The 25,249-nt window shown below is 65.4% G+C and carries 19 protein-coding genes and 1 tRNA gene; 8 read left to right on the top strand and 12 right to left on the bottom strand.

Annotation, left to right across the window (positions count from 1 at the left end):
• The 3 genes from MBENS4_RS03445 to MBENS4_RS03455 form a co-directional block, all read right to left on the bottom strand.
• A partial coding sequence (locus MBENS4_RS03445; RefSeq protein WP_039391687.1) for an ArdC-like ssDNA-binding domain-containing protein occupies positions 1–368 on the bottom strand: 368 nt, incomplete at its 3' end.
• Between the two features lie 428 nt (positions 369–796).
• Positions 797–2,029: a tyrosine-type recombinase/integrase gene (locus MBENS4_RS03450; RefSeq protein ID WP_445321500.1), complete on the bottom strand. Its 1,233-nt coding sequence runs from the start codon at positions 2,027–2,029 to the stop codon at positions 797–799.
• A 60-nt stretch (positions 2,030–2,089) separates the two neighbouring features.
• Positions 2,090–2,180: transfer RNA gene (locus MBENS4_RS03455), tRNA-Ser, on the bottom strand.
• A gap of 74 nt (positions 2,181–2,254) precedes the next feature.
• Here MBENS4_RS03455 and MBENS4_RS03460 point away from each other — a divergent pair.
• Both MBENS4_RS03460 and MBENS4_RS03465 read left to right on the top strand, forming a co-directional pair.
• Positions 2,255–3,256, top strand: coding sequence for a peptidylprolyl isomerase (locus MBENS4_RS03460; protein WP_039388791.1), 1,002 nt, complete (start codon positions 2,255–2,257; stop codon positions 3,254–3,256).
• Positions 3,257–3,259: 3 nt separating this feature from the next.
• Entirely contained in the window at positions 3,260–3,577 is a 318-nt protein-coding gene (locus MBENS4_RS03465; protein WP_039388794.1) for a DUF1905 domain-containing protein, read from the top strand.
• On the opposite strand, the gene MBENS4_RS03470 is transcribed toward MBENS4_RS03465, so the two are convergent.
• Positions 3,574–5,667, bottom strand: coding sequence for a RelA/SpoT family protein (locus tag MBENS4_RS03470; RefSeq protein ID WP_039388796.1), 2,094 nt, complete (start codon positions 5,665–5,667; stop codon positions 3,574–3,576). The two genes, MBENS4_RS03465 and MBENS4_RS03470, sit on opposite strands and share 4 nt — an antisense overlap.
• A 266-nt stretch (positions 5,668–5,933) precedes the next feature.
• Here MBENS4_RS03470 and MBENS4_RS03475 point away from each other — a divergent pair, with 266 nt between their 5' ends.
• From MBENS4_RS03475 to MBENS4_RS03485, 3 genes are all read left to right on the top strand, one after another.
• Complete coding sequence (locus tag MBENS4_RS03475) at positions 5,934–6,392, top strand: PilZ domain-containing protein (protein ID WP_144400840.1); 459 nt, start codon at positions 5,934–5,936, stop codon at positions 6,390–6,392.
• Between the two features lie 282 nt (positions 6,393–6,674).
• Positions 6,675–8,972: a TonB-dependent receptor gene (locus MBENS4_RS03480; RefSeq protein WP_039388801.1), complete on the top strand. Its 2,298-nt coding sequence runs from the start codon at positions 6,675–6,677 to the stop codon at positions 8,970–8,972.
• Positions 8,973–9,067: 95 nt separating this feature from the next.
• Positions 9,068–10,690, top strand: a complete 1,623-nt coding sequence (locus MBENS4_RS03485) for an alkaline phosphatase D family protein (protein ID WP_039388804.1) — start codon at positions 9,068–9,070, stop codon at positions 10,688–10,690.
• Between the two features lie 202 nt (positions 10,691–10,892).
• On the opposite strand, the gene map is transcribed toward MBENS4_RS03485, so the two are convergent.
• Entirely contained in the window at positions 10,893–11,714 is an 822-nt protein-coding gene (gene map, locus MBENS4_RS03490) for a type I methionyl aminopeptidase (protein ID WP_255352637.1), read from the bottom strand.
• On the bottom strand, positions 11,711–12,574 hold the full coding sequence (gene hemF / locus MBENS4_RS03495) for an oxygen-dependent coproporphyrinogen oxidase (protein WP_039388806.1): 864 nt from the start codon (positions 12,572–12,574) through the stop codon (positions 11,711–11,713). The genes map and hemF overlap by 4 nt, the downstream gene beginning before the upstream one ends.
• 66 nt (positions 12,575–12,640) lie before the next feature.
• Here hemF and pdeM point away from each other — a divergent pair, with 66 nt between their 5' ends.
• The 3 genes from pdeM to MBENS4_RS03510 all read left to right on the top strand — a co-directional run bounded on the left by pdeM (position 12,641) and on the right by MBENS4_RS03510 (position 14,837).
• The gene (gene pdeM / locus MBENS4_RS03500) at positions 12,641–13,333 is read left to right on the top strand and encodes a ligase-associated DNA damage response endonuclease PdeM (protein ID WP_039388808.1); all 693 of its coding nucleotides are present in this window, start codon (positions 12,641–12,643) and stop codon (positions 13,331–13,333) included.
• Between the two features lie 168 nt (positions 13,334–13,501).
• A complete protein-coding gene (gene infC / locus MBENS4_RS03505; protein WP_039388811.1) occupies positions 13,502–14,023 on the top strand; it encodes a translation initiation factor IF-3 in 522 nt (173 codons plus the stop codon).
• A 169-nt stretch (positions 14,024–14,192) separates the two neighbouring features.
• On the top strand, positions 14,193–14,837 hold the full coding sequence (locus MBENS4_RS03510; protein WP_039388813.1) for a trimeric intracellular cation channel family protein: 645 nt from the start codon (positions 14,193–14,195) through the stop codon (positions 14,835–14,837).
• A gap of 135 nt (positions 14,838–14,972) precedes the next feature.
• Here MBENS4_RS03510 and MBENS4_RS03515 read toward each other — a convergent pair whose 3' ends face one another.
• The 6 genes from MBENS4_RS03515 to MBENS4_RS03535 form a co-directional block, all read right to left on the bottom strand.
• Positions 14,973–16,604: a DUF5597 domain-containing protein gene (locus MBENS4_RS03515; protein WP_084591936.1), complete on the bottom strand. Its 1,632-nt coding sequence runs from the start codon at positions 16,602–16,604 to the stop codon at positions 14,973–14,975.
• Positions 16,605–16,644: 40 nt separating this feature from the next.
• The gene (locus MBENS4_RS03520; RefSeq protein WP_039388818.1) at positions 16,645–18,297 is read right to left on the bottom strand and encodes an alpha-L-fucosidase; all 1,653 of its coding nucleotides are present in this window, start codon (positions 18,295–18,297) and stop codon (positions 16,645–16,647) included.
• A gap of 282 nt (positions 18,298–18,579) precedes the next feature.
• Positions 18,580–21,327 (bottom strand): glycoside hydrolase family 31 protein, encoded by a 2,748-nt coding sequence (locus MBENS4_RS03525; RefSeq protein ID WP_242404761.1) that lies wholly within the window; start codon positions 21,325–21,327, stop codon positions 18,580–18,582.
• Positions 21,324–21,455, bottom strand: coding sequence for a hypothetical protein (locus MBENS4_RS27135; RefSeq protein ID WP_255352638.1), 132 nt, complete (start codon positions 21,453–21,455; stop codon positions 21,324–21,326). Before MBENS4_RS27135 ends, MBENS4_RS03525 begins: the two co-directional genes overlap by 4 nt.
• 27 nt (positions 21,456–21,482) lie before the next feature.
• On the bottom strand, positions 21,483–23,114 hold the full coding sequence (locus MBENS4_RS03530) for a DUF5597 domain-containing protein (protein ID WP_039388819.1): 1,632 nt from the start codon (positions 23,112–23,114) through the stop codon (positions 21,483–21,485).
• The gene (locus MBENS4_RS03535) at positions 23,114–25,249 is read right to left on the bottom strand and encodes a hypothetical protein (RefSeq protein WP_242404762.1); all 2,136 of its coding nucleotides are present in this window, start codon (positions 25,247–25,249) and stop codon (positions 23,114–23,116) included. The genes MBENS4_RS03530 and MBENS4_RS03535 overlap by 1 nt, the downstream gene beginning before the upstream one ends.

Here is a 25,249-nt window from a genome sequence, read left to right on the forward strand (position 1 = left end):
AGGAACGCCACGGTGCGCGCGTCGCGATCCTCGCTCCGGGCCTTTTGCGCCTCGTCCTTGGGCGTGAAACGATCGGCGTAACAAATGACCGTTCCCTTCTCCCCGCGCTTCACGTTGCCGCCTGCCTTCTCGGCCTGCTTGTAGGTAAGCCAGCGCTGCGAGGAATAGCCGCCCCCGATCCCGGCCGCCCACAGGATCAACACGTTTATGCCGCTGTAGATGCGCCCGGTTACTCCGTTGTTCGGCATCGTCACCGGGCACCGCGCCGCGTCCCACGGCTGCACCCACGGCACGCGGCCTTCCTCCAGTTCGGCAATGATCCGGTTCGTGACCTCTCCATAGAGGCTCTGACGGTTGTCCTTGGCCATGCTCCTTCACTCCTTCCTTCAACCGCCATTGACCGGCGCCAGGGTGGCGGGGGGCGGCAGGAGCGAACCAGCAGCCCCGCCGGCAAAAGGCGGGGCGCACCTGCAAGACCGTAACAACGTGAAGGACCCGGGAGCGCAGCGGACGGGTTGCGCCCCGTCGAGGCGGGGCTATCGGGCAGCGACGCCCCCCGTCACCTTGGAGCCGACAAAGGCCAACGCCGCCGCGCGGGTCAGCGCGGCGACACTTGAAGGGATGCGAGCCGCATCCTGCCCCTGACAGGGATCGTCACGGCTCTGCCGACGAGACGGCGGCGTAGCTGGTGGCTCGGTTGAGCCTCAGCGAAATAGAGCCCGGTCGCGCTAACGGCGCGGGTCAGCCCTGCTAGCTTGCATCAGCCCGTCTCAGAGCCCGCTTTGCCTCACCGAGTTCACAGGCGCGGCGCGCAAAAAGCGGCCCAGTCCTTCATCATGCCACGTCGCTTCTCCAAGAGGTTGCCCCGCCGGTAGGCCGCCTCGGTCTTGTTCTTGACCACATGGGCCAAGGCCGCTTCGGCCACGTCGCCTGGATAATTGGTCGTCTCACTCACCCAATCGCGAAAGGCCGACCGGAACCCATGCGCTGTATAAGGCTCCTTCATTTCCTTGAGCAGCTTGGTCAGCGTCATGTCGGATAGCGGCGCATTGCGCCGCGCGCCTGGAAAGACCAGCTGGCAATTGGTCAGCCGTAATTCGTTGCAACGCTCAAGAATGCGCAGCGCTGGGGACGTCAAAGGCACGACATGCTCGCGCTGGGCTTTCATGCGCTCTTTGGGAATCGTCCATAGAGCCGCGTCGAAGTCGATCTCGTCCCAAGTTGCGTGGCGAACTTCTCCCGAGCGCGCGGCGGTGAGGATCGCGAACTGCAGCGCGAGACGACTGAAGGACTCTCGTTCACGTAAGCGGACGAAGAACGCCGGGACCTTGTCGAAGGGCATGGCCGCGAAATGCCCCTCCTTCTTGGGCTGACGCGGCAAGCCACGCGTCACCGCGCGCATGGGCGCTTCCGAATCGCGGTAGCCCGATGCGTAAGCCCAATCGAGCACCGTCCCGACCCGTTGGCGCACCCGCCGTGCGGTCTCGGGCTTGGTCAGCCAGATTTCAGCCAGCAGGTTGCGGATCATGGGGCCGGTGATGGCGTTGACCTGAAGATCCCCGATATGGGGGAAGGCATAGGCCTTGAGCGTACTCGACCATTGGGCTTCGTGCTTTTCGTTGCGCCAGGTCTTGCGATAGCTCGCCAGCACCTTGGCGGCAGCTTCGCGAAAGGTCGGAATACCTTGCTCCTTTCGCCGCTCGAAGATCGGATCGAGCCCCTGCTCGACCCAACCTCGAATCTCCCGTGCTCGCTCGCGCGCATCGGCAAGCGACACCTTCGAGGCACTGCCCAAGCCGAAGTCCCGGCGCATTCCATGCTTCTGCACCCGGCAGACCCAACTTTTCGAACCACCCGGCTGAACGACGAGGTAGAGGCCGTCACCATCGCCCAATCGACCCGGTCGCGTGGCGGCTTTTACAGCGGTTACGGAGAGCTTTCCCATGCCCAAATTCTCCCACATTCCTTCCCACATTTCCAATCGGACACCGGTGGATGGGGCTGGATGCAGGAGGACGCGAATCACCACGTAAGCCAAGGTATTCCTTGGTTTTTCGTGGACGATTATGAATGTGGGCGTTGCCACCAGTGGCGGAGCGGGAGGGATTCGAACCCTCGATACGGGGTTACCGTATACACACTTTCCAGGCGTGCGCCTTCGACCACTCGGCCACCGCTCCGCATCGCTGGAGCGGTGGCCACTAGCGGGACTTTTCAGCTTTCGCAAGCGGGTTACGCGTGGCATCGTCGTTCCATGCACTTTTTCTTCAAGGGCGGCCTGCCCCTGCTCGTTGCCGCAATGGCTTTTGCCCCCGCCCTCTCGGCGCAGAAAGCCGAGGCACAGGTGACGCCTAGTGGCGTGGTAGCCAATGCGCCAGCGACCGACTGGCGCCGGATCGACCCTGCCGACCTCATGGTCATGGACCTGTCTCCCGATGCAAGCGGCAAGCTGCGCCGGGTGGTGATCCAGCTGATCCCTGCCCCCTTCTCGCAAGGCTGGGTCGACAATATTCGCAAGCTGATCGCAAGCCACTGGTATGATGGCATCGCCGTTGTTCGCGTTCAGGATAATTACGTGGTGCAATGGGGAGATCCCGATGGTGAAACCGACCACCCCAAGCCCTTGCCGGAGGGACTGGAACAGGTACCGCAAAGTCAGTATGTGGCAGCCAGCACCCCGCCTTTCGGGCCTCCGCTATTTGCACCAGATCCGCAGCACAACCCGTTGCGTCCACTGGAGCCTCTGCTTTTGCCCGATGCTTATGCGCCCGGAACCTATTTCGCTCAAGGCTGGCCCCTGGCCACCGATGCCAAGGGGCTGAGCTGGCCGGTGCATTGCTATGGGTATGTTGGCGTGGGCCGCAACTATTCGCCCGACACCGGTACAGGTGCAGAGCTATACACCGTGATTGGACAAGCGCCGCGACAGCTCGATCGCAACATTGCCGTCGTTGGGCGGATCATCGCGGGCATGGAGTACCTCTCCTCGCTACCACGCGGCACGGGCGAAATGGGTTTTTACGAAACACCGCAGGAGCGGACGAAGATCGCCTCTGTCCGTTTCGGCAGCCAGGTCCCCGATCTTCCCGCATACGAGGCCATGGCCACGGACAGCGACAGCTTTGCAAACTACGCTTACCTGCGTGCGAATCGCCACGACACGTTCTACAATGTGCCCGCAGGCGGCGTTGATGTGTGCAACGTGCCCGTCCCTGTCCGGCAAGTCGGGCTAGCCGCAAAGCGCGCAGGGATGTGAGCCTTGAGCGAGGTCCTCACCCACACTGCCCCGCTCTGGCGCTGGACGGGTGGCGCGAACGGGGGCACCTGGTACTTCCTCAGCATCACCGGTGCCAATGCCGAAACGCTGAGCGCGACCGCGCTGATGCGCAAGCTGGAGGGCCTGGGGCGCGGCTTCGGCTCGATCAAGGTCCAGGCGCGCATCGGCGACACGCACTTTGCCACTTCGGTCTTTCCCAGCAAGGGTGACGGCGCCTGGCTGCTGCCGGTCAAGGCCGCCGTGCGCAAGACCGAAGACCTTGCCGAAGACGAACCCGTCGAGGTCGAGCTGACCTTCTAGATGCGCTCCGCGTCGGTCACCGCCGCACTTGCCCGTAGCGCCGCGATGATGCGCGTGAGGTGGGCCAGGTCGGCGACTTCGAGATCCGCCTCATAGGTACCGAAGGGATCGTCGCGCTGGACCATGTTGAGGCTGGCGACGTTGGCATGCGCGTTGGCGAAGATCTGCGTGACTTCGGCGAGCGTGCCGGGCCGGTTGTAGAGCACGAGGCGCAGGCGTCCGGTCGCCCCCGTCGTGCGCGAGCCCCAGGACAGGTCGAGCCAGTCGGCATCCACGCCGTTGGCCAGGGTCAGGCAATCGATCGTGTGGACCTCGACCTTGTGGTCGGGGCGCCGCAGGCCGACGATGCGGTCACCCGGCACCGGGTGGCAGCACTTGGCGAGCTCGAAGCCCATCCCCGCCGTCAGCCCCTTGATCGAGATGGCCTTCTCGCTGCGCGTCCATTCCGGATCGTCAGGCATGGTCTCGGTGCTGCCCGGCACCAAAGCCTCCATCACCTCGCGGTCGGTCACATGCGCCGAGCCGATCGCGAACATGAGGTCTTCCTCGCCGCGCATTCCCAGCCGCTCCATCGCCGCGTGAAGCGCCTTCTTGCCGATGCGCTGGGGCAGACGGGTGACGATCTCGTCGTAGAGCTTGGAGCCGATCTCGGCGATCTCGGCGCGCTCCTTGGCGCGCACCGCGCGGCGGATCGTGGCGCGGGCCTTGCCGGTGACGACGAAGCCCAGCCAGGAGAGCTGCGGCTCGGAGCCCTCGCTCTTGATGATCTCGACCACGTCGCCGTTGTTGAGGCGCGTGCGCAGCGGCATGTGGCGGTTGTTGATCTTCGCGCCCACGGCCGCACTGCCCAGGTCGGTATGGACCGCAAAGGCGAAGTCGACCGCGGTCGAGCCCTTGGGCAGCTGGTGCAGCGCGCCCTTGGGGGTAAAGGCGAAGATGCGGTCCTGGTAGATCGCGAGCTTGGTGTTCTCGAGCAGTTCCTCGGCGTCGTGCGTGCTGTCGACGATCTCGATGAGGTCGCGCAGCCAGCCGACCTGCCCGTCGGGGCGCGAGCCGCCCTGCTTGTAGGCCCAGTGCGCGGCGAGGCCGAACTCGTTGAGGCGGTGCATCTCGCGGGTGCGGATCTGCACTTCCATACGCATCGAGTTCTCGTAGATCAGCGCGGTGTGCAGCGACTGGTAGCCGTTCGACTTGGGCGTCGAGATGTAGTCCTTGAAGCGGCCCGGGATCATCTGCCAATGCTGGTGCAGGACGCCCAGCGCGCGGTAACAGTCGTCCGGGTTCTCGGTGAGGACGCGGAAGGCCATGATGTCGGTGATCTGCTCGAAGGAGACGTGGCGCTCCTTCATCTTGCGCCAGATCGAATAGGGGTGCTTCTCGCGCCCCGTCACCTCGACCGCGATGCCCGCTTCGGCCAGCGCCTGCTTGATGGCGAGCGCAATCGCATCGACCTGCCCGCCTTCCTGGCTGCGGATCTGGGCAAGGCGGCCGGTGATCGTGGCATAGCCCTCGGGTTCGAGCTGCTCGAAAGCGAGGAGCTGCATCTCGCGCATGTATTCGTACATGCCCACGCGCTCGGCCAGCGGCGCGTAGATTTCCATGGTCTCGCGCGCAATGCGCTGGCGCTTCTCCGGCTTCTTGATGAAGTGGAGCGTGCGCATGTTGTGGAGCCGGTCGGCCAGCTTGACGAGGAGGACGCGCAGGTCCTCACTCATGGCAAGGAGGAACTTGCGCAGGTTCTCCGCCGCGCGCTCGTTCTCGGTCATCACCTCGATCTTGGAGAGCTTGGTGACACCATCGACCAGCCGCGCAACGTCAGCGCCAAAGAGCTTCTCGATCTCGTCGGTCGTCGCCAGCGTATCCTCGACCGTGTCGTGCAGGAGCGCGGTGATGATCGTCTGCTGGTCGAGCTTGAGCTCGGTCATCAGGCCCGCGACTTCGACGGGGTGCGAGAAATAGGGGTCCCCGCTCGCCCGCTTCTGGGTTCCATGCTTCTGGACCGTGTAGACATAGGCACGGTTGAGCAGGGCCTCGTCGGCCTCGGGCGCGTATTCCTTGACGCGTTCAACTAGTTCGTACTGGCGCAGCATCGTTCCATGTCATGTGAAGATTTTTTGGCGCGCGGCAAGCCTTGCCGTGCTCAGATGCAGTCTTTGCAACCAGATACGTGCGAGGCCGGGGCAGGCCGGAAAAGATTAACCCGGCGCATGGCGCAAATTCAATCGTTTTCATCGCAAATGCCCCGGGGCGAGGGTTAACGCTTCGCCAGCAATGTCCCGCGCATCATCTTGTTTGAGAGTGAGGAGAGTCTGCCGCCCGGTGCGGGAGACCAGCGAGGAGACCGGATGATATGGGAATGCTGGATAGGGAAGCCGGATTAACGGAAACGCAGCTGACGCCGGAAGCGGGTGCGATGAAGGCGCGGGGTGGCCGTATGGCCCGCGTGACACGCGCGCCGCGCCACCGCACCTTGATGCGCGCGGTGATGACGCTGCCCGGTCTGGACGGCACCCCGGTGATGATCCGCAACGTATCCGAGCAGGGCATGTGTCTTGCCAGCAAGGACCTGCTTCCCTGCTGCGGCGAAGTGATCGAGCTTGACCTCGCCGGAACCTTCGGCCTCAAGGGTGAGGTCCGCTGGGTGGAAGGCCGTGAATTCGGCGTGCATCTGTCCGCCCCGCTTGACCTGCACGGGATCGGCCTCGCCAACCAGCGTCGCAACGGCAACATGGCCGGAACTCTGGGCGGGCAGGTGGAGAACCGCCTCCTGCGCACTGCACACCAGGTCGAGAGCGCCCCGCTCTACGCCTGCTAGGGCGCCGCGCCCCGGCGCCGTCCTTTCTGAACCTCCCGTACATCCCTCGCAGTCGGCCCTTCCGCGTCCGGCTGCGTCTGCGTGTCTGTCGAAGGCACATCCTGGTGCCTGCACGAACAGGCTGTTCCCAATTGTAAATTTGCGACAAAGGGCCTGCCCGGCATCGCACACCCTGCCCCATTTCACGCGGCAGGGTTCGCGCGGCTGTCACAAACACCGGCTAGGGGGCGTCCCGCAAGCCACTCCAATGTGTCGCTTCTTTCGTGAGGGAACCTTTTTTCCGTGAAACTTTCCGCTGTCTTCTCCGCACTTGTCGCCGGTTCGTCCCTTGTCGCGCTGGCCTCTGCCGCACAGGCCGCCGAGGCCGATGGCATTGGCGAAAGCGAGAACGCGATCATCGTCACCACGCAGCGCTATGAACAGCGCGTGCAGGACGTGCCCGTGACCCTGAGCGCGCTTTCGGGCGAGCGCATGGAGGAGATCGGCGTCTCCGAGCTCGACGAGCTTTCGGCCTACGTTCCCGGCCTCAACATCCAGGAGCAGAGCGCCAACAACCCGGGCATCGTGATCCGCGGCATCACCTCGGACAGCGGCTCGGCGCAGGACGCCGCGCGCGTCACGCTCTACTACAACGGCGTCGACATCTCGCGCTCGCGCGGGGCCTACCAGGGCATCTACGACATGGAGCGCATCGAGGTCGTCAAGGGCCCGCAGGCGACCCTGTTCGGCACCGCCTCGACAGTAGGCGCGATCTCGATGGTCTCGGCCAAGCCCAAGCCCGGCCTCTCGGCCGAAGTTTCCGGCGGCTACGGCAACTATGACTATTATGAAGCAGGCGGCTTCCTGAACGCGGGCAACGACGTGATCGCGGGCCGCGTCGCGTTCAAGTACAAGAACCGAGACGGCTACGTGAAGAACCTCGCGCCCGACCAGGATGACCTCTACGGCATCAACACCTTGGGCGTGCGCGGCTCACTGCGCTTCACCCCCACCCCGGACATCACCGCCGACCTCGTCTTCACCTACGACCGCCAGCGCAACTCGGGCACGCCGTTCCTTTCGCGCACGCTCGGCTCGACCGCGGTAGACGACGTCTACGGCGATGCGTACCTGGGCGGCTCGCCCAATTCGCAGGAAGTCCTGGGCAAGGACAAGCTGGGCCTCGACCGTGACGTCTACGACGTGAACTTCACCTTCAACTGGGACTTCGCGGACGGCTGGAGCTTCACCACCGTCAACGGCTACCGCAACTTCGATTCGCTGGAAGTCTTCGACGCCGATGGTTCGGCCGCCTCCTATCTGGAATTCGCCGAGCAGGCCGACGGCTGGCAGTTCAGCCACGAGGGCCGCTTCGCCTATGCCGATGACCAGTGGCGCGCCCACTTCGGCTGGAACTACATGATCGAGGACACGCGCCAGTACGTGCCCTTCTCCAGCGAAGTCGGCACCTACCTGCAGTGCTCGGCGAACATCATCCCCGGCCTTGGCTGCGTCGCGCCGGAAAATTCCGTGCCCGCCGCGCTCGCCACCGGCCTTGCCACCGGCGGCCTGATCGAGAGCGCGCCCTATGCCAGCTGGTTCCAGAACGAGGGCCGCAACCAGTCCTGGTCGATGTTCGGCGAGGCGACCTGGATCCCGACCCCCGCACTCGAACTCAACGCGGGCGCGCGCGTCCTCATCGAGAAGCGCCGCTCGGGCTATTCGACCTATCAGCCGGTCGCCCCGATCTACGGCGAGCCGCTGCTGCCTTATGCCAACACCGACGGCGAGGTGGTCTACGCGGACCGCAGCTATGCTGCATTCCTGCCGCGCTTCAACGCGCTGCTGCGCGTGACCGACGCGGTCAATCTCTACGCCACCATCTCCAAGGGCCGCCGCTCGCCCTCGGTCCAGGTGACGACGCTCACCGATGCCGACACCGGCGCGCGCTATGCCGGCCCCAACGAGGTCGGCAACGAGACCGTGTGGAACTACGAGGGCGGCGTGAAGGTGGCGAGCGGCATCTTCTCGGGCTCGCTCGGCGTCTACTACCAGCAGTACTCCGACTTCCAGGTCACCGTCATCGAGGCGGGCGGCAACGCGCGCACGATCAGCGCGGGCTCGGCCAGCAACCTGGGCGTCGAGGCCGAAGTCGAAGTGAGGCCCACCTCCTGGCTGCGCGCCTACGCCAACGGCGGCTGGATCGACGGCGGTATCGACAACGATCCCGAGAACGGCAACCTGGCCGGTTCGCGCTTCCGCCTCCAGCCCGAGTGGCAGGCCTCGGCCGGGCTCATCATCGATGCGCCGGTGACCGAGACCGTCAGCCTGTTCCTCTCGCCCAGCGTGACCTACCGCTCGAAGATCTACTTCGAGACGCCCAACACCGAGGCGATCAGCCAGCCGGGCGTGACGCTTGCCAATGTGCGCGGCGGCGTGACCTTTGCCAACGGCCAGTATGAAATTGCAGGCTGGGCGCGTAACCTCTTCGACGAGAAGTACCTCCTCGATGCGGGCAACACCGGCGGCGCCTTCGGGCACCCCACCTTCATCCCGGCCGAGCCGCGCACTTACGGCGTGACCGTGAAGGCCCGCTTCTGACGATCCGGCGCGGCCGGGCCCGGAACACGCCCCGCGCCCGGCTGCGCCGCCCATCCGCACTTCCCGATAGCCTGCGACACAGGACCCTGCCTGCCATGCCTCTCACTCTCGACCGCCGCCTTCTCATCCAGGGCAGCCTCCTTGGCCTCGGCGCCCTGGCACTGCCGGGTCTTGCCCAGGCGATGACCGCCCAGGGCTTCACCCACGGCGTGGCGAGCGGCGAGCCTTCGGGCAATTCGGTCCTCCTGTGGACGCGCTACGTCGGCAGCGGCGCGACGAAACTGCGCTGCGAAGTTGCCGCCGATGAGGCCTTCACGAAGGTCATCTCGGGCGGCGAAGTCATTGCCTCGCCCGAACATGACAACTGCGCCAAGCTGGTGGTGAAGGGGCTCGCCCCCGACCGCTGGTACCACTACCGCTTCATCGCCCCCGATGGCTCGATGAGCGAAATCGGGCGCACCCGCACGCTGCCCACCGGCAATGTCGCACGCTTTGGCATTGGCCTGTTCTCGTGCTCGAACATGCCCTTCGGCTTCTTCAACGCCTATGCCCACGCCGCCAGGCGCGACGACCTCGACCTCGTCATCCACGTCGGCGACTACCTCTACGAATACGCGCCCAACGGGTCCTACCCGGCCACGGCCATGGCGGGCCGTGAGGTTCAGCCCGACCACGAGATCCTGACGCTCGCGGACTACCGCCTGCGCTACGCCTCCTATCGCCTTGATCCGGACCTTCAGGCCCTCCACCGCCGCTTCCCGATGCTCGCGCAGTGGGACGACCACGAACTGGCGAACGATGCCTGGCAGGGCGGCGCGGAAAACCACCAGAGCGAAACCGAAGGCTCCTGGAGCGCGCGCCGCGCCATTGCCGAGCGCGTCTACCGCGAATGGATGCCGGTCTCCGATACCCCCTATAACAGCTTCCAGATCGGCTCGCTCGCCACGATCTTTCGCCCCGAGACCCGCGTCACCGGGCGCGTCGAACAGCTCGACTTCGCCAAGGCGCTCGCAGGCAAGGACGACATCGCCCGGGCCATGATCGAATTTCGCGACGGCGCCTGGCAGGACCCGGCCCGCACCGTCATGGGCGCGACGCAGGAAAAGTGGCTCAACCGCGAGATCGCGCAGTCGGTCAAGTCCGGCACGCGCTGGCAGGTCCTGGCCCAGCAGATCGTCATGGGCCCGCTCAAGGCGCCCGCCGAAATGGCCGACATCGCCCCCAACGGGGCCGATCCCAAGGTGCGCCAGGCGCTCATGGGTATCGCGGCCGCCTCCAAGGTCGGCCTGCCCTTCAACATGGATTCCTGGGACGGCTACCCGGCCGCCCGCGAACGCCTGCTGCGCGCCGCGCGCGAGGCCGAGGCGAACCTCGTCGTCCTCTCGGGCGACAGCCACAACGCCTGGGGCCAGAACCTCAGCGTCGACGGCGCCCCGGTCGGCGTCGAATACGCAGGCCACTCGGTCACCTCGCCAGGCTTCGAGAGCTACCTGCCCTCGGTTGCCCCGCAGAACCTCGCCCGCGCGCTGCAAGGTGCCAACCCCGGCCTCTCGCTGTGCGACGCCAGCCGCCGTGGCTACGTCTCGCTCGACCTCACGCAAGACAGCGTGCGCGGTGCCTGGCACTTCATGAGCACCATCGCCGCGCGCACGACTTCGGGCACGACTCAGGAAGAGCGCGTGGTGAACTGGGGGACGCGCGCCTTCGCGGCGGTTTGATCAGAGAGTAGAAAAAGGGACATCCGAGGGCCATCGCCCTCGGGCTCCCCATACCTGTCGAGCGCAGCGCGTTCCGGGACGCGTGCGCCCGGGGCGAAGCCCCATTTCATGACATCCTCGCCCTTGTGGCGCGATGGTGCCGGAGACGAACTGCCGCTGCCGATTGCGGGGGCCCGAGGGCGATGGCCCTCGGAACATCCTTTTATTTCTTCAATCTAGACGCCCCGGCCTGCTCCAGCTTCGCGGCCATCGCACGCTCTTCAGGCCGCAGCGTCAGCACGCGCACCCCGCTCGCCGTCACCGCGACGGTGTGCTCGAACTGCGCGGAGAGGCCACCGTCCAGCGTGCGTACGGTCCAGCCGTCCTTTTCCTGACGCACCCCGCGTCGGCCCTGGTTGAGCATGGGTTCGATGGTGAAGGTCATGCCCTCCTCGATCAGGACGCCCGTGCCCGGGCGGCCGAAGTGGAGGACCTGGGGTTCCTCGTGCATCTGCTGGCCGATGCCGTGCCCGCAGAACTCGCGCACGACCGAATAGCCTGCGCGGTGCGCATGGCGTTCGATGACGTGCCCGATATCGCCCAGCCGCGCGCCGGGACGCACTTGGGCGATCCCCTTCCAGAGCGCCGCATACGTCGTCTCGACCAGCTTGCGCGCGGCCGGGTGCACGTCTCCGACCAGATAGGTCTTGCTGGAATCCGCGATGTAGCCGCCCTTCTCCAGCGTGATGTCGAAGTTGACGATATCGCCATCCTTCAGGACATCGCTGTCCTTGGGCATGCCGTGGCACACGACCGAATTGATCGAGGAATTGAGCACGTAGGGAAAGCCGTACTGCCCCTTGCTCGCCGGGCGCGCACCCAGTTCATCGACGATGAAGCGCTCGACCATCGTGTCGATTTCCAGCGTGGACTTGCCCGCCAGCGGCGTCCGGTCGATCAGCCCGAACACGGACGCGAGCAGTCGCCCCGCCTCGGCCATGAGATCAACCTCCCAGGGCGCCTTGCAGAAGTCCTGGCGGCTCAACTCCAGGTCGCCTCGGGCGGCAGGCTCATCAGGATGGCATCGATGTTGCCGCCGGTCTTGAGACCAAAGAGCGTGCCCCGGTCATGGACGAGGTTGAACTCGGCGTAGCGCCCGCGCCATTCCAGTTGCTGCGCCTTGTCGGCGGGCGTGAAGTCCATCCCCATGCGGCGGCGCACCAGCTTGGGGAAGATGGCCAGGAACGTCTCGCCCACAGCCTTCGTGAAGGCAAAGTTCGCCTCCCACATCGCTTCATCAGCGCATTCCAGGTGATCGTAGAAGATCCCGCCAACGCCGCGGTGCACCTTGCGGTGGGGAATGTAGAAGTACTCGTCCGCCCAGGCCTTGAAGCGCTCGTAGTAATCCTCGCCATGCGCGTCGCAGGCCGCCTTGAAGGCCGCGTGGAATTCCTCGGTGTCCTCATCGTAGGGCAGCGGCGGATTGAGGTCCGCGCCGCCCCCGAACCACGCCTTGGTCGTGGTGAGGAAGCGGGTGTTCATGTGGACCGCGGGCACATGCGGATTGGCCATGTGCGCAACGAGGCTGATGCCTGTGGCCGAAAATTCCGGGCGCTCCACCGAGGCCCCGTTGATCGAGCCGGCAAACTCCTTGCCGAAAGCGCCGTGGACGGTGGAGATGTTCACCCCCACCTTCTCGAACACCTGCCCCTTCATCAGTCCGCGCGTACCGCCGCCGGTCTCGCCCTTCTCATCGTCGACCGCATCGCGCCGCCAGGGCGTGTACTGGAACGAGGCCTCGCTGCCGGCTTCGCGCTCGATCGCCTCGAACTCGGCGCAGATGCTGTTGCGCAGAGTTTCGAACCATTCGCTGGCGCGGCGGGTGTAGGGGGCCCAATCGGTCATAGCTGTCCTGTTTCTCGTTGTCGTCCCGCGCTTGCCAAATCGGACCGGACACGGCAAGGAAAAGCCATGGTTCCCTTTTCGTTCTGCGCGCAGGAAATGGTCCTGCTGGAAGGCTCCGGTTCGCGCCCCGGAGCGCTCTACTGGCCGCGCGAGGATGCGCTGCTGGTGGCTGACCTGCACCTGGAGAAGGCCAGCTTCTACGCCCGCACCGGACAGATGCTGCCGCCCTACGACAGCCGCGAGACGCTCGAGCGTCTGGCGCAGGCGGTACGGCAAACCGGCGCGCGCCGGGTCTTCGCACTGGGCGACAATTTCCACGACAGCGCAGGGCCCGAGCGTCTGGAGCCGCACGCGGCGGGCATGCTCGATGCCCTCACCCGCGCGCTCGACTGGGTCTGGATCACCGGCAACCACGACCCCGAACTGGGAACGGCGGCGGGCGGCACCTGCCTTGCCGAGTTGACCGTGGCGGGCATTGCGCTGCGCCACGAGGCTCATCCCAACGTCACCGAGCAGGAACTTTCGGGGCACTTTCACCCCCGGCTCGAGGTCACCGCGCGCGGGCGCCGCATCCGCCGCGCCTGCACCGTGGCGAGCGAGACGCGCCTCATCCTCCCGGCCTTCGGCGCGCTCACCGGAGGCATGGCGGCCGACGATCCTGCAATCCTGGGCGCGCTGCAGCCTGCACAGGCCATCGATGCCCTGATCCCGGCGCAAAAGCGGCTCGTTCGCTACCCCCTCTGGCGAAAAGCGGCCTGATTGCCTATATAGGTGGACAAGGCCGGGTCTCCGGCCGGGGCATTCATTGTGGAACGTTCGGAAAATCGCACTTTGCGCGAGGCGACGATTCGCATTAAGGACGCCCGCATTCGCACGATTTCAGAGTAACGACTCAGGAGAACGCATATAGCACCCCCACCCCGGCGCATGATGGCGCCACCGGTCAAGAGCGGACCGCGCTACAACAAGTTCATCCAAGCCGACAAGGTCCGCGTGATCGACGAGAACGGCGAGAATGTTGGCGTCCTTTCGACGCGTGACGCAATCGAGCGTGCGGCCGATGTCGGCCTCGACCTCGTGGAAGTGTCGCCCAACGCCGATCCGCCGGTGTGCAAGTTTCTCGATGTAGGCAAGTACCGCTACGAGGCCCAGAAGAAGGCCAACGCAGCGCGCAAGACCCAGAAGACGCAGGAGATCAAAGAGATCAAGATGCGTCCGAACATCGATGACCACGACTACGACGTGAAGATGCGCAACGTACAGCGCTTCATCGAGGCGGGCGACAAGGTGAAGGTCACTCTGCGCTTCCGCGGCCGCGAACTTTCGCACCAGCAGCTGGGCATGAACCTGCTGCGCCGCGTGCAGGAAGGCGTCGCCGAGATCGCCAAGGTCGAAGCCTACCCGCGCATGGAAGGCCGCCAGATGCTCATGGTGCTCTCGCCCAAGTAAGCATCTCGGGCCTTCGCGCCACGAACTTCCGGAAGGCGCCCCGACAGGGGCGCCTTCTGTCGTTTCAGGGGCCGCGAATTCCTGCGATACGAAAATTCCTTCGGACAACGCAGCGCCTGCGGGTCGCCCCCTATTCCCCCTCGCGCCCGGGCGCGTGTAAGGCTGGGGGATGCCTGTTGCCACCCAACTCGTCCCCGCCGAACTCGTTCTCGTCGGACCGATCCTCGACATCGTGAACTACACCGGGATCGCCGTGTTCGCGGTTTCGGGCGCACTCGTCGCGGCGCGCAAGAACCTCGACATCATCGCCTCGATCTTCTTCGCCACCGTCGCCGGGATCGGAGGAGGCTCGCTGCGCGACGTCTTCACCGGCGTTCAGGTCAACTGGATCCTCTCCCCGGCCCCGCTGGTGCTGTGCATCGCGGTCGGCATTCTGGTCTGGCTCTTGCCCACGCGCATCTGGCCCGAACGTGCGCTGGAATGGTTCGACGCGGGCGGCCTTGCGGCCTTTGCGGTCTTCGGCACGGGCAAGGCCCTGAGCCTGGGCGCGGCTCCCCTTCCCGCCGTGGTCATGGGGGTGATGAGCGCGTGCATGGGCGGCGTCATCCGCGACGTGGTCGCAGGCGTGCCCTCGATCCTCCTGCGCAACGAACTCTACGTGACCGCCGCGCTGCTGGCGGCCGGCGTGTTCCTGGGCCTGACCATGGCCGGGCTGTCCTCTGGTCTCGCAACGATCCTCGCCACGCTGTGCGGCTTCTGCCTGCGCGGTGCGGCCATACATTGGGGGCTATGGCTGCCGCGGCACAAGGGGTAGAAGGAGTATCTCAAGGGGCCATCGCCCCTTGACCGCATAACGTCGACCTTGCCTCTCTCAGCCACCGTGGCGGGCGGAAGGTGAGGCAGACAGTATGGGGAGCCCGAGGGCGATGGCCCTCGGAAATCCTTTTTCTTACCGGACCGGGTAACTCGCCAGCTTCACATGCAGGATCTGGTTGGCAGCGGTAAAGTTGAGCCCCCAGTCGACCTGGTCCCCGTTCCACACCCGCTCGAAGACCCAGTTGCCCGCCGCGTCGTAGTGGCCCTGCTCGACGCGATCGAGGATGAGGTTCGCGCGGGACGGATCCGCCATCTCGAACGTCACGCGCGCAAAACGGCCCGTGACGAGGTATTCGTCGGGAGCAATTTCAGCGAGGACCGCACCGCCCTTGGGCCAGTCGTTGCCCTTGGCCCCACCCATGCCCCAGTCACCGCGCCCGAAGCTGACCTCGGCCTTGTAGCGGCCGAGATCCAATACCTCGCGGTGTTCGTCCGCCGGGTCTTCCGGCTCAGCCGCGCCCCAGGTCTTGCCCGCAAAGGCCCACTTGGCCCAGAGCCGGTCGAGCCCCTCGAACAGGGCATAGTTCGCCGAAAACGGGGTCAACGCCTCATCGTTCAGCTTCGAGGTGACGGGGAAGCTCGGCAGGTAGCGCAAGCGGTCGATCCCGAAGGGCGACCAGCCGATCGCGCCGCGCCCCATGGCCTCGAAGAAGAAGCGCGCGTACTCCTTCGCATGGCCCGTCTCGGGCACGAAGAGCGCGTTGTCGGGGCGGTCGTACTTGTCAAGGAAGCCGAGGTAGTCCTTGTGCTTCGTGGTGTAGATATCGGGACCGACAAGGTCGAGATGCGGCGCGGCCGCCTTGTAGACGTCGACCACGGTGTTGGCCGGGCCGCCGCTCGCGTAGGTATTGGGATCCTGCCAGTCGAAGGGATTGCCAGTCAGCGCCGCGTTCGCATACATCGGCAGCGGCTTCACCGCCTTGCCTGCGGCGGCGACCGCATCGATGTAGCGCGCGACATGCCAGGAGTGGAAATAGAGCTCGGCATCGCGCCCGTAGAGCTCCTGCCAGGTCCCCTTCCCCTTGCCCGTCTTCCGGCGCAGCGCCTCGGGAACGGGGGCGGCAAAGGCCTTTTCGGCCTCGGGCGAATGGTCGCGCGCAAGACCATAGGTGCCCGGCTCGTTCTGGACCTGGACCATGATGACCGTGTTCTGCGGGTCGGCCTTTCTCAGGTGCTCCATGAGTGCAGCGAAGGCGCGACTGTCGGCCTCCAGCGTCGATTTCGCGAAAGGCGAAAGTGCATAGTGGAAGGTTCCATCGCCCCGGCGCATGCGCGGGAAGCGGGCGTTGTCCAGCTTCACCCAGGCCGGCGCGTACTGCGGGTTGGTGTTCTTCCAGGTCGCGAACCACAGGAGAACCAGACGAACGTCATGCGCGCGGGCTTCTTCCAGCAGGGTATCGACGGCCGAGAAGTCGAACTTCCCCTCCTCGGGCTCGATCTGCTCCCAGCCGATGGGCGCTTCCACGGTGTTGACGTGCATGGCCTCCATCGCGGGCCAGACGCCAGGCATCGCGGCGGGCCAGGAGCTGGAGTTGTTGATCTGCGCGCCCAGCATGAGGAACGGCGCACCATCGACCATCAGCGCGTGGCGCCCATCCTTCGTGGCAATCCGAGGCAACTCATCGGCGCCTGCCATCGCGGGCAGGACCGACAGCGCCAAGGCACCTGCCACCCCCAAACCACACCGAACCATCCGCCGAAACATCGCTCTCTCCTGTTTATGTATTGCGTGCGTGCCGGGGCGCTCAGACCAGCCCCGGCCCTTCGATCTTGAGCACCGGCACGAAAAGCTCCCCCGGCGCCAGGTCGAGGTGCAGCGCGTCTGCGTCCTGGCGGAAGTGCACCGGGCCACCGCCCAGCTGTGTAATCCGCGCGATCCGGCCCTTGCCCGCCTGCGCTAGCACCCGGCGGCCAAGCGCGCAGACCTGGATCGGCGCATCGCCCGTCGCCAGTACGAAGAGATAAAGCGCTCCGTCCTTCGTCGTGAAACGCACGTCGCCCGGCACGAAGCCGTCAAATCCGCCCTCGTTCTGCATGCCCACCTGAAGCTGGGTCGGTCCCTCGCCGTAGACGTGCCAGGGGCGCGAGCCATAGACAGCCTCGCCGTTCACCGCGAACCAACGCGCCAGATCATCGAGGATCTTCTCTTCCTCGGCATCGATCGTGCCATCGCCGCGCTGGGGCACCGAAAGCAGCAGATTGCCATTCTTCGAAATGACGTCGGCAAGGCGCTGCACCACAGCGGCGGCGGGGATGTAGCTCCTGTTGGTAAAGCGCGCCCGGTTGTAGAACCAGTCCCCCAGGCACGTATCGGTCTGCCAGGGCTCGTCCCAGAGATGATCGGTGAAGCCACGCTCGACATCCTGGACAAGGCCAAAGCGCGCGCGCGGGGTCAGCTGCTTGGCGGTCAGCACCACGTCGATCTTGCCATGCCATTCAAGCGAGCGGTTGTAGTAGTCCGCCGCGGCCGCCAGGCCATAGGGCCCGAAGGGCAGCTCGTAATTGTCCATGTAGCAGAAGTCAGGACGGTACTTTGCCACCAGGTCCATCTGGCGCAGCAACCACTGGCGCGCGAAGGCGGTGTCACCGGGCGGCACGGTCTCGATCCATTCGCCGTCGTGCGCATCATGCCAGGCGTTCATGGCCGCAATTGTCTCGATGCCATCGGGCGCGACCATGTGGCGGCCGGTGTAGAGATCCTGTGGGTCGAGGCCCTCCCACCAGGTGCCTGCGCCATCCTCCTTCGTCAGCCGGTACGCGTCATAGCGCTCCCCGGCGCGCGGTCCTTCCGGATCGTAGGCATAGGCTGGCTGGTACCAGTGCCAGGCGTGCGAGGTGTGGTTGGAGACACCAAACCTGAGCCCTGCACGGCGCGCCGCTTTCTCCCAGGTCCCGACCACATCGCGCCCCGGCCCGACGCGCAGCGAGTTCCAGCCATGGTGCGCGGAATCGTAGCAATCCAGGTTGTCGTGATGGCAGGCGAGGCTGACAAAGTACTTCGCGCCCGCCTTCACGAAGCGGTCCATCAGACCCTCGGGGTCCCACTTGTCGGCGGTCCAGCGCTTCTGGACTTCCATCATGCCCGTATCGGCGGGATGGCCATAGGTGCGCAGATGGTGCTCGTACATGGGGTGGCCCTGCATGTACATGAAGCGGCCATACCAGTCGCCCTGCTCGGGCACCGACTGCGGCCCCCAGTGCGACCAGATGCCGAACTTGGCGTCCCGAAACCAGTCAGGGTAGCGGTAGTTCGCCACCAGCGAATTCCAGGTCGGTTCGACCGGCCCCGGCTTTGTCGCGATCTGCCCCTGCGCCGATCCGGCCAGTCCGGCGAGACCGCCGGCCCCAAGCGCGCTGGCGAGGAACCCACGGCGCGAAGGATGAAGTCCTTTCAGCATGGCGCGCACCGCCTCGTGGCTCGGCTGTTCCTGCGTGGCGCTGACATGCGGACGGCTCTCCCAGAAAAGGTAACGCTACCACCAATTATTGAGGCATCGGCGTTTGTTTCAAATTAATTCAAAAGGCCGAAAAAACGGCACGATTGGGCGATACTACTATGATTTATAGTCAATATCGCCCCCTCAGGACTTGCCCGAGGAGACACACTTCTGCATGGGAGGGTCTGGCCTGCCTCACTTTTGGAGGAGGAGAGGCGAGGCAGGCCAGACCCCGCAAGACAGTTACGGACGCTCGATCCGCACCGCCTTGCCATTCCATGTCACTTGCGCATCATAGCTCGTCGCCTCGGCCACACTGTCGCCGGGTGCGATCCACTTCACGCGCACGGTGCGGCTCTTGGGCATGCCCTTGTAGCCCTTGCCCTCGCGCGCGCCGAGCGTGACGGTGCCGGTGGCATCGTCGTAGCGGATCGGCATGCGCTCGAACGCACCGGTCTTGTAGCCAAGCGAGCGGCCATCGTCGTTGTAGAGCGAGAACGCACCGTCCGCGCCGGTGTAGACGACCAGCGTCACGGGCGCCTCGGGCTGTTCATCGACGTACTGGATGACCGGGCCCATCGGCACGATCGAGCCCGCCTTCACGAACAGCGGCATGCGCTCGGCCGGTGCGGGTACGGTCGCCGAGGTGCCACCTTCATAGGCCTTGCCGGTCTCGAAGTCGTACCAGGTCAGGCCCTGGCCCGGGAACCAGACCTCGCGCTCGCGCACCTGGTAATCCGCCACCGGCGCAACCAGGAAGGCCTTGCCGAAGAGGAACTGGTCGTTGACCGCGCGGGCCTTCGCGTCCTCGGGGAAGTCCATGACCATGCCGCGCATGATCGAGCCGTCCTTGAGGTAGGTATCCGCGCCCAGGGTGTAGATGTAGGGCATCAGACGGTAGCGCAGCTTGTCGTACCACACCATCGAGGCGCGCATGTCCGAACCTTCCGGCGCGATCTCGAAGATCTCGCGGTAGGGGAACTCGCCGTGGCTGCGGAAGATCGGGCTGAAGGCACCGAACTGGAACCAGCGCAGGTTCAGCTCCTGCCATTCGGCAAGGTCTTCCGGCGTCGGGTTCTCGACGGTCCAGCGCGGCTCGACCGAGAAGCCGCCGATGTCGTGCGTCCAGTTGGCAAAGCCCGACATCGCGGTGTTCACGCCCGCCGAGATCTGCGCCTTGAGGTCATACCAGCGCGTCGCAACGTCGCCCGACCACACGGCCGAGCTGTAGCGCTGCAGGCCCGCAAAGCCCGAACGGGTGAGCAGGAAGGGACGCACGTCGCTCTTGTAGGACGACCAGCCGTCGTAGAACGCCTCGGCGTTCATCAGCGGGAACGAGTTGAAGAACTCGGCCGCAGGACCCGCGGCGGTCGGGCCCATCGTGTCGATGCGCTTCTCGATCGAGAGGTTGGAGTGCAGGTCCGGCTCGGAGGCGTCCGCCCACCAGGCGTCGAAGCCCTTGACCGCGATCTTCTTCTCGATCTGGTCCCAGAAGATCTCACGCCCCTTTTCCGAATAGGGGTCGTAGAAGGAGTTGAGGTAGCCCACGCCAACCCAGTCCTTGTTCCCCTGCTCGATGTTGCCGTGGTACATCGCGCCCGCGGCATCGAGTTCCTTGTAGTTGTCGGTCGTGGGATAGAACTTGGGCCAGACCGAGATCATGATCTCGGCGTTGTTCGCGTGGACGTCCTCGACCATCGCGGCCGGATCGGGGAAGCGCGTCTCGTCGAAGTCATGGCTGCCCCAGGCATCGTCCTTCCAGTAGCGCCAGTCGAGCACGATGTTGTCGATGGGATAGTTCAGCTGGCGGTAGGTGTGGAGCACGTCGAGCAGCTGGCTCTCATCCTCGTAGCGCTGGCGCGACTGCCAGAAGCCATAGACCCACTTGGGCATCATTTCCGACTTACCGGTCAGCTCGCGGTAGCCCGCAACGACACCGTCCATGTCCTTGCCCGGAATGAACCAGTAGTCCTTGTCGCGCGCGACCTCGCTGGTGAACCAGACCGAATGACGGTCGGCCTCGGGCATCGGGTCCTTGTGCAGCAGCGCCATGTAGCCCGCGTTGGGTTCCCACTCGATGCGCACCTCGGCGTCCTTGCCCGCCGTCAGCGGCACCTCGAAATCGGCGTACCAGGGGTTCCAGTTCTGGCGCCAGCGGTCGAGCAGCAGCTTTCCGTCGACATAGACCTTATAGTAGCTCGAGCCGTAGAGCTGGAACTGGTGGGTGCCGGTCTTTTCCGGGTGGAGCGTGCCGGTCCACACCACGGTCTGGGTCTGCACCGCGTTGCCGGCCGTGTTCTGGCCTTCGGTCGCAGCTTCGGTCTTCGCCTTGGCGGCTTCGGGCCACTTGGCCTGGTCCTCGATGTACTGGTAGTCGATCGAGGCTTCCTGCTGCTCGACGGCGAGCTTGCCGTCGAGGAAGTACTGCGCCTTGAAGCCCGGCTTGCCGTCCGAGGTGACCTTCAGGCCGCCCTCTTCGCCCACCAGCGCGTAAGGCATGGGGTTGCCGAAGCGGGTGATGCTTTCGTTGTCCCAGAGCAGGCCATAGTTCTTCGTCGAGACGAGGAAGGGCGTGCCGATATCCATGTTGTGCTGGGCAAGTTCCACGTCCTTGCCGTTGTAGTCCATCACCGCCTGCTGGTGCTGGCCGAGGCCATAGAGGCCCTCGTCGGTGCCGCGGTTGAACTGCTGCGAGACGGTAACATAGGGCGTGCCGTCAGCCGAAGTCTGCGTGAATACGGCAGGCGCGCTTTCGCTCAGGAGCTCCGCGCCCTTGGCGTCATAGAAGCGCACCTGCCCGGTCGCGGTGTTGATCGCAGCGCTGGCCTTGGCCGCGCTCACGAAGACATAGCCCTGCTTCTCGCTCACCTTGTAGGTGCCCGCCTTGGGCGGATTGGGCGCCATCAGGCTGGCGTTGGCGGCGGGTGCCTCGAAGCCCTTGGCATCGGCCACCACATGGAAGATGCCATCGCCGTGGAGGGTCACCGTCACGGTGTCGGACGGACGCTGTCGGGGGTGACGATGACGCCGCCCTCGATCTTTTCCACGCTGGCGGCCAGCGCCGGCATCGAACAGAGCGCAGAGCCGGCAAGCAGCGCTGACAATTTCACAAACTTCATTTTCGTATCCCCTGCCCTGTCAGGCTCTCACTTGGATGAATAGAAACCGGTGGTGACCTTGAGCACCTGCGGCCTGTCGATGAGATTGATCCCGTAGTCGGTCTGGTCGCCATTCCAGCGGCGCTTCAGGACCCACTTTCCGTTCTCGAAGGTGCCCTCCTCGACCGAAACGACCACGCCGTTTGCCGCGCCATCGGCCGGACTGAAGCGCACGCGCACGTGATCGCCCATGACGAGATACTCGGTCTGGGACAGCTGCGCGACCGCGACACCGCCCACCGGCGCCTCGGCCCATTCGGGCGGCTCGGACGGGAGCCAGGTCCAGTCCTTCTCACCGAACTGCCACTGCCCCCAGTCCGCGCTGATCTTCCACTTGCCCAGCACCGTCTCGCGCGGCGAGCCGTCGTCGGGCTTGGCCGCGCCCCAGGTCGGGCGGGTGTAGGCGATCCTTGCCCATTCGCGCGCGATGGGGGCAAGCGTCGCATAAGGAAGAGCAAAGGCGCCCAGCGTTTCGTCATCCAGCATGCGCGCGCCCAGCGGGTAGTTGAAGAAACCCGTGTCATCCATGCCGAACGGCGCAAAACCGATCCCCCCGCGCCCGATGGTGGGCCAGAAGAAGCGTGCAAACTCGATCGAATTGCCGATCTCGGGCACCATCAGCGCGTTGTCGGGCCGGGCGTACTTGTCGAGATAGGCAACAATGTTGGCGCTCTCGCGGTCGTAAATGTCGGGCCCGGCAAAGTCGATGTCGGGCGCGGCCGCCTTCCAGATGTCGAGCACGTCCCATTGCGGCCCGCCGCTGGCGACACCGGTGGGATCGGGCACGTTGGAGGGACCTGCAAGCGAGGCGTTGACGTACATCGGCAGATTCTTCACCGCCTTGCCCGCCTTCGCCACCTCGTTCACGAAATGGGCGACGTGCCAGGTCTGGAACGCGCGCGGGGCCTGCTTTCCATAAACCTCTTCCCAGGTCCCCGACTTGCCCTCGGCCTTGGCGAGCGGGGCCGGAATGGCCTTGGCGAACTGCGCGTTGGCAGCAGCCGAATAGTCGCGCGGAACCCGGTAGGAGCCGGTCTCGTTCTCGGGCTGGACCATGATGACGGTGTTTTGCGCGTCATGATCGCGCAGGTATTCCATGACCCTCACGAAGGCCCGGCGATCTGCCTCCAGCGTATTTTGCGAGAGTGGCGAAAGCACGTAGTGGTCCGAGCCATCGGGCGCCTTCATGCGGGGAAAGCGCGCGTTGTCGAGCTTCACCCAGGCCGGGGTATAGCTGGGGCTGGTATTCTTCCAGGTCCCGAACCAGAGCAGGACGATACGCGTGTTGTGCGCGCGGGCACCTGCGAGCAGCGCCTCCAGATAGCTGAAATCAAAGTGCCCCTCGACCGGCTCGACCTGCTCCCAGGCAATCGGGATCTCCAGCGTGTTGGCGTGCATCGCCTCCAGCACAGGCCAGACCTCGTCCAGCATCGCGGGGTAGTTGCTCGAATTGTTGGCCTGCGCGCCCAGCATCAGGAACGGCGCGCCATCGACGATCAGAGCATGGCGCCCGCCCTTGCTTTCCAGGCGCGGCAATTCGCCGGGCGCGGCACACGCCGGGACGGCCATTGCGCCCCCCGCCAGAAGCGCCAGGGACGCTGCGATAGGTGGAAACTTCATCACTTCCTCTCCCCCGCGCCGCTTTTTGGATCGCCGTAGACGATACCGCGGCCGTCGGTTGCTATATAGACGCGCCCGAACAGACGCGGGTCACCGGTCACCATGCGGATGCGCAGGCCCCACTGGTGCTTGTCATCGTTGATGCGCTGCCAGTTCGCACCGCCATCGAGCGAGCGCCAGATCGCACGCACGCCCTGCTTCGTCCCCAGAGCATAGAGCGCAGGGACATCGGCATCGGACGCGCCCTTGCCCAGGCCATAGCGCTCGACGTCGAGGTCGCCGCCTGTCCGATCCCAGTTCTCCCCGAAATCGGGCGAGTGCCACAAGTCACCGCCCAGCTGTAGCCAGAGGTTTCCGGCACGGTTGGGATCCGCGAGGATTGGCGCGGGCGCCTCGCGGTTGGCCGAGTAGGCCGGCGAGAGATCACCCGGCAGTCCATGACCGCCCGCCTCCATGAAGTGCGCGCCGCCATCGTAGCTGCGCACGATCCGGTTGTTCGCAAAGTCGATGGCATAGAACCGGCGGGCATCGCGCTTGTCCGAGGTCACCCGCACGCGGGAAGGCAGGCCCTCAACAGCGTCCCAGCTTGCCCCGTGATCGCGCGAGTATTGCGGCTCGTCCGTCTCGACAAGGAAGGTGCTCCCGTCCGCCGAGACCGTAATCGCCGCATTGCCGGTCTCCTCAGGCAGAGGCGTTCCATCGGTGTGGCGCTCGCCCTTGGGCACGTAGAGCGGCATCCAGTTCGTCCCGCCATCCTGCGACCAGGCAAGCGAGGTGTCCGGCACCGTGCGGGCGTGGGTATTGCCGCTGCGCACCAGGACCTGCGGCGCATCACCCGCATAGTCGAGCGTGTTGGTATTGGAAAGAAACGGGTTCACGTGCTGCGTCGCGGGCGAAACCGCGAAGTCGTCATGCCGGAAGCCACCGATATCACCGAACCCGGAGATGAGGTGCGCGCCTCCGGTCGGGCTGACCATCGTGATGATCGCCGTCTGCTCCACGCCCTTGGTCCAGGGCTGCCAGTGCATCGTGCCGTCCGCGTCCAGCTCGTCCGTGGCATAGACCGTCGCGCCCGTCACATAGGCGGCGTGCCCGGCGTCGTAGGGATCGATGGCAAGCCCCGCAATCCAGTGCCCGAAGTTGGCCTTGGCGCCGAAATCGAGGAAGGGCGTTGCCGACACGTCGCGCACCGAGCGCGTCCACAGCGCCTCCCAGTGCGCCCCTGCATCGTGGCTCAGCCAGACGGTGTCGACGGGATTGCCCCGGTCCACGGTGCTGACGGCCAGCGTGGCGGGGTCCTGCGCCGAGACAGCCACGCCCATGTAGCCACCCACGGGCGCTTCCGGGCCCTTCTGGGGCGTCACGTCCTGCCAGCTTTCCCGCGCCGGATCGAAGCGCCAGACCGCACCGCGCGTGATGCCGTTGGGACCGATCGCGTCGCACAGCGTAACCGTCAGCACGTGATCGCTGCCGACCACGGCCTTTACTGCCAGGAGCCCCCTGCCCGGGCCGCCCGCAACCGCCTGCCAGGTCTGTCCACCGTCCTCGGAGCGGTAGAGGCGTGCGCCTTCCGGATCGGCGTTGCCCACAAAGACACGCCCCTTCACCGCCGGATCGAATACCACGAAGGAAAGCCCGCCATGTGTTGCCCGGCGCCCCTCGGGGATGCCCAGCCCCTCCAGCGGAAAGGCATCGACCTTGCGCCAGTTCGCGCCCGCATCCTCGCTCTGCCACAGGCCCTGGTGCCGTGAGCCGAAGAACAGGCGCTGATTATCGGACGGATCGATGGCGAGCCGTTCGCCCAGACCACGCCCGTCCTCATTCCCGCCCATCGCGAAGGGAACATCGCTGCGCGCCCAGTTCGCACCATAGTCGCGCGAGCGGAAGATGGCGGCCGCGCCGCCCTTGTGCATGCCCGCCGCCAGATAGACCGTGCCCGCATCGACGGGATCGGCGGCCACGCTCTCGATGCCCATGAAGCTGCCTTCGGAGACGCCGTCGAGAAGCTGCACCCAGCGCTCAGCCTTCGCATCCCAGCGGTAGGCCCCGCCCATGTCGCTGCGCAGGTACGCCAGCCCTTTCTCGATGGGACTGAAGATGATGCCGGGCGTGAAACCACCTCCGCCGACGCGCAC

Origin of the sequence: Novosphingobium sp. MBES04 (assembly GCF_000813185.1) — a bacterium.
GTDB classification, from domain to species: Bacteria; Pseudomonadota; Alphaproteobacteria; order Sphingomonadales; family Sphingomonadaceae; genus Novosphingobium; species Novosphingobium decolorationis.

Coding starts and splice junctions, on each gene's coding strand:
- MBENS4_RS03460 (WP_039388791.1), top strand. CDS start 2,255: ATGCACTTTTTCTTCAAGGGCGGCCTGCCCCTGCTCGTTGCCGCAATG.
- MBENS4_RS03470 (WP_039388796.1), bottom strand. CDS start 5,667: ATGCTGCGCCAGTACGAACTAGTTGAACGCGTCAAGGAATACGCGCCC.
- MBENS4_RS03475 (WP_144400840.1), top strand. CDS start 5,934: ATGCTGGATAGGGAAGCCGGATTAACGGAAACGCAGCTGACGCCGGAA.
- MBENS4_RS03485 (WP_039388804.1), top strand. CDS start 9,068: ATGCCTCTCACTCTCGACCGCCGCCTTCTCATCCAGGGCAGCCTCCTT.
- hemF (WP_039388806.1), bottom strand. CDS start 12,574: ATGACCGATTGGGCCCCCTACACCCGCCGCGCCAGCGAATGGTTCGAA.
- pdeM (WP_039388808.1), top strand. CDS start 12,641: ATGGTTCCCTTTTCGTTCTGCGCGCAGGAAATGGTCCTGCTGGAAGGC.
- infC (WP_039388811.1), top strand. CDS start 13,502: ATGATGGCGCCACCGGTCAAGAGCGGACCGCGCTACAACAAGTTCATC.
- MBENS4_RS03510 (WP_039388813.1), top strand. CDS start 14,193: ATGCCTGTTGCCACCCAACTCGTCCCCGCCGAACTCGTTCTCGTCGGA.
- MBENS4_RS03515 (WP_084591936.1), bottom strand. CDS start 16,604: ATGTTTCGGCGGATGGTTCGGTGTGGTTTGGGGGTGGCAGGTGCCTTG.
- MBENS4_RS03520 (WP_039388818.1), bottom strand. CDS start 18,297: ATGCTGAAAGGACTTCATCCTTCGCGCCGTGGGTTCCTCGCCAGCGCG.
- MBENS4_RS27135 (WP_255352638.1), bottom strand. CDS start 21,455: ATGAAGTTTGTGAAATTGTCAGCGCTGCTTGCCGGCTCTGCGCTCTGT.
- MBENS4_RS03530 (WP_039388819.1), bottom strand. CDS start 23,114: ATGAAGTTTCCACCTATCGCAGCGTCCCTGGCGCTTCTGGCGGGGGGC.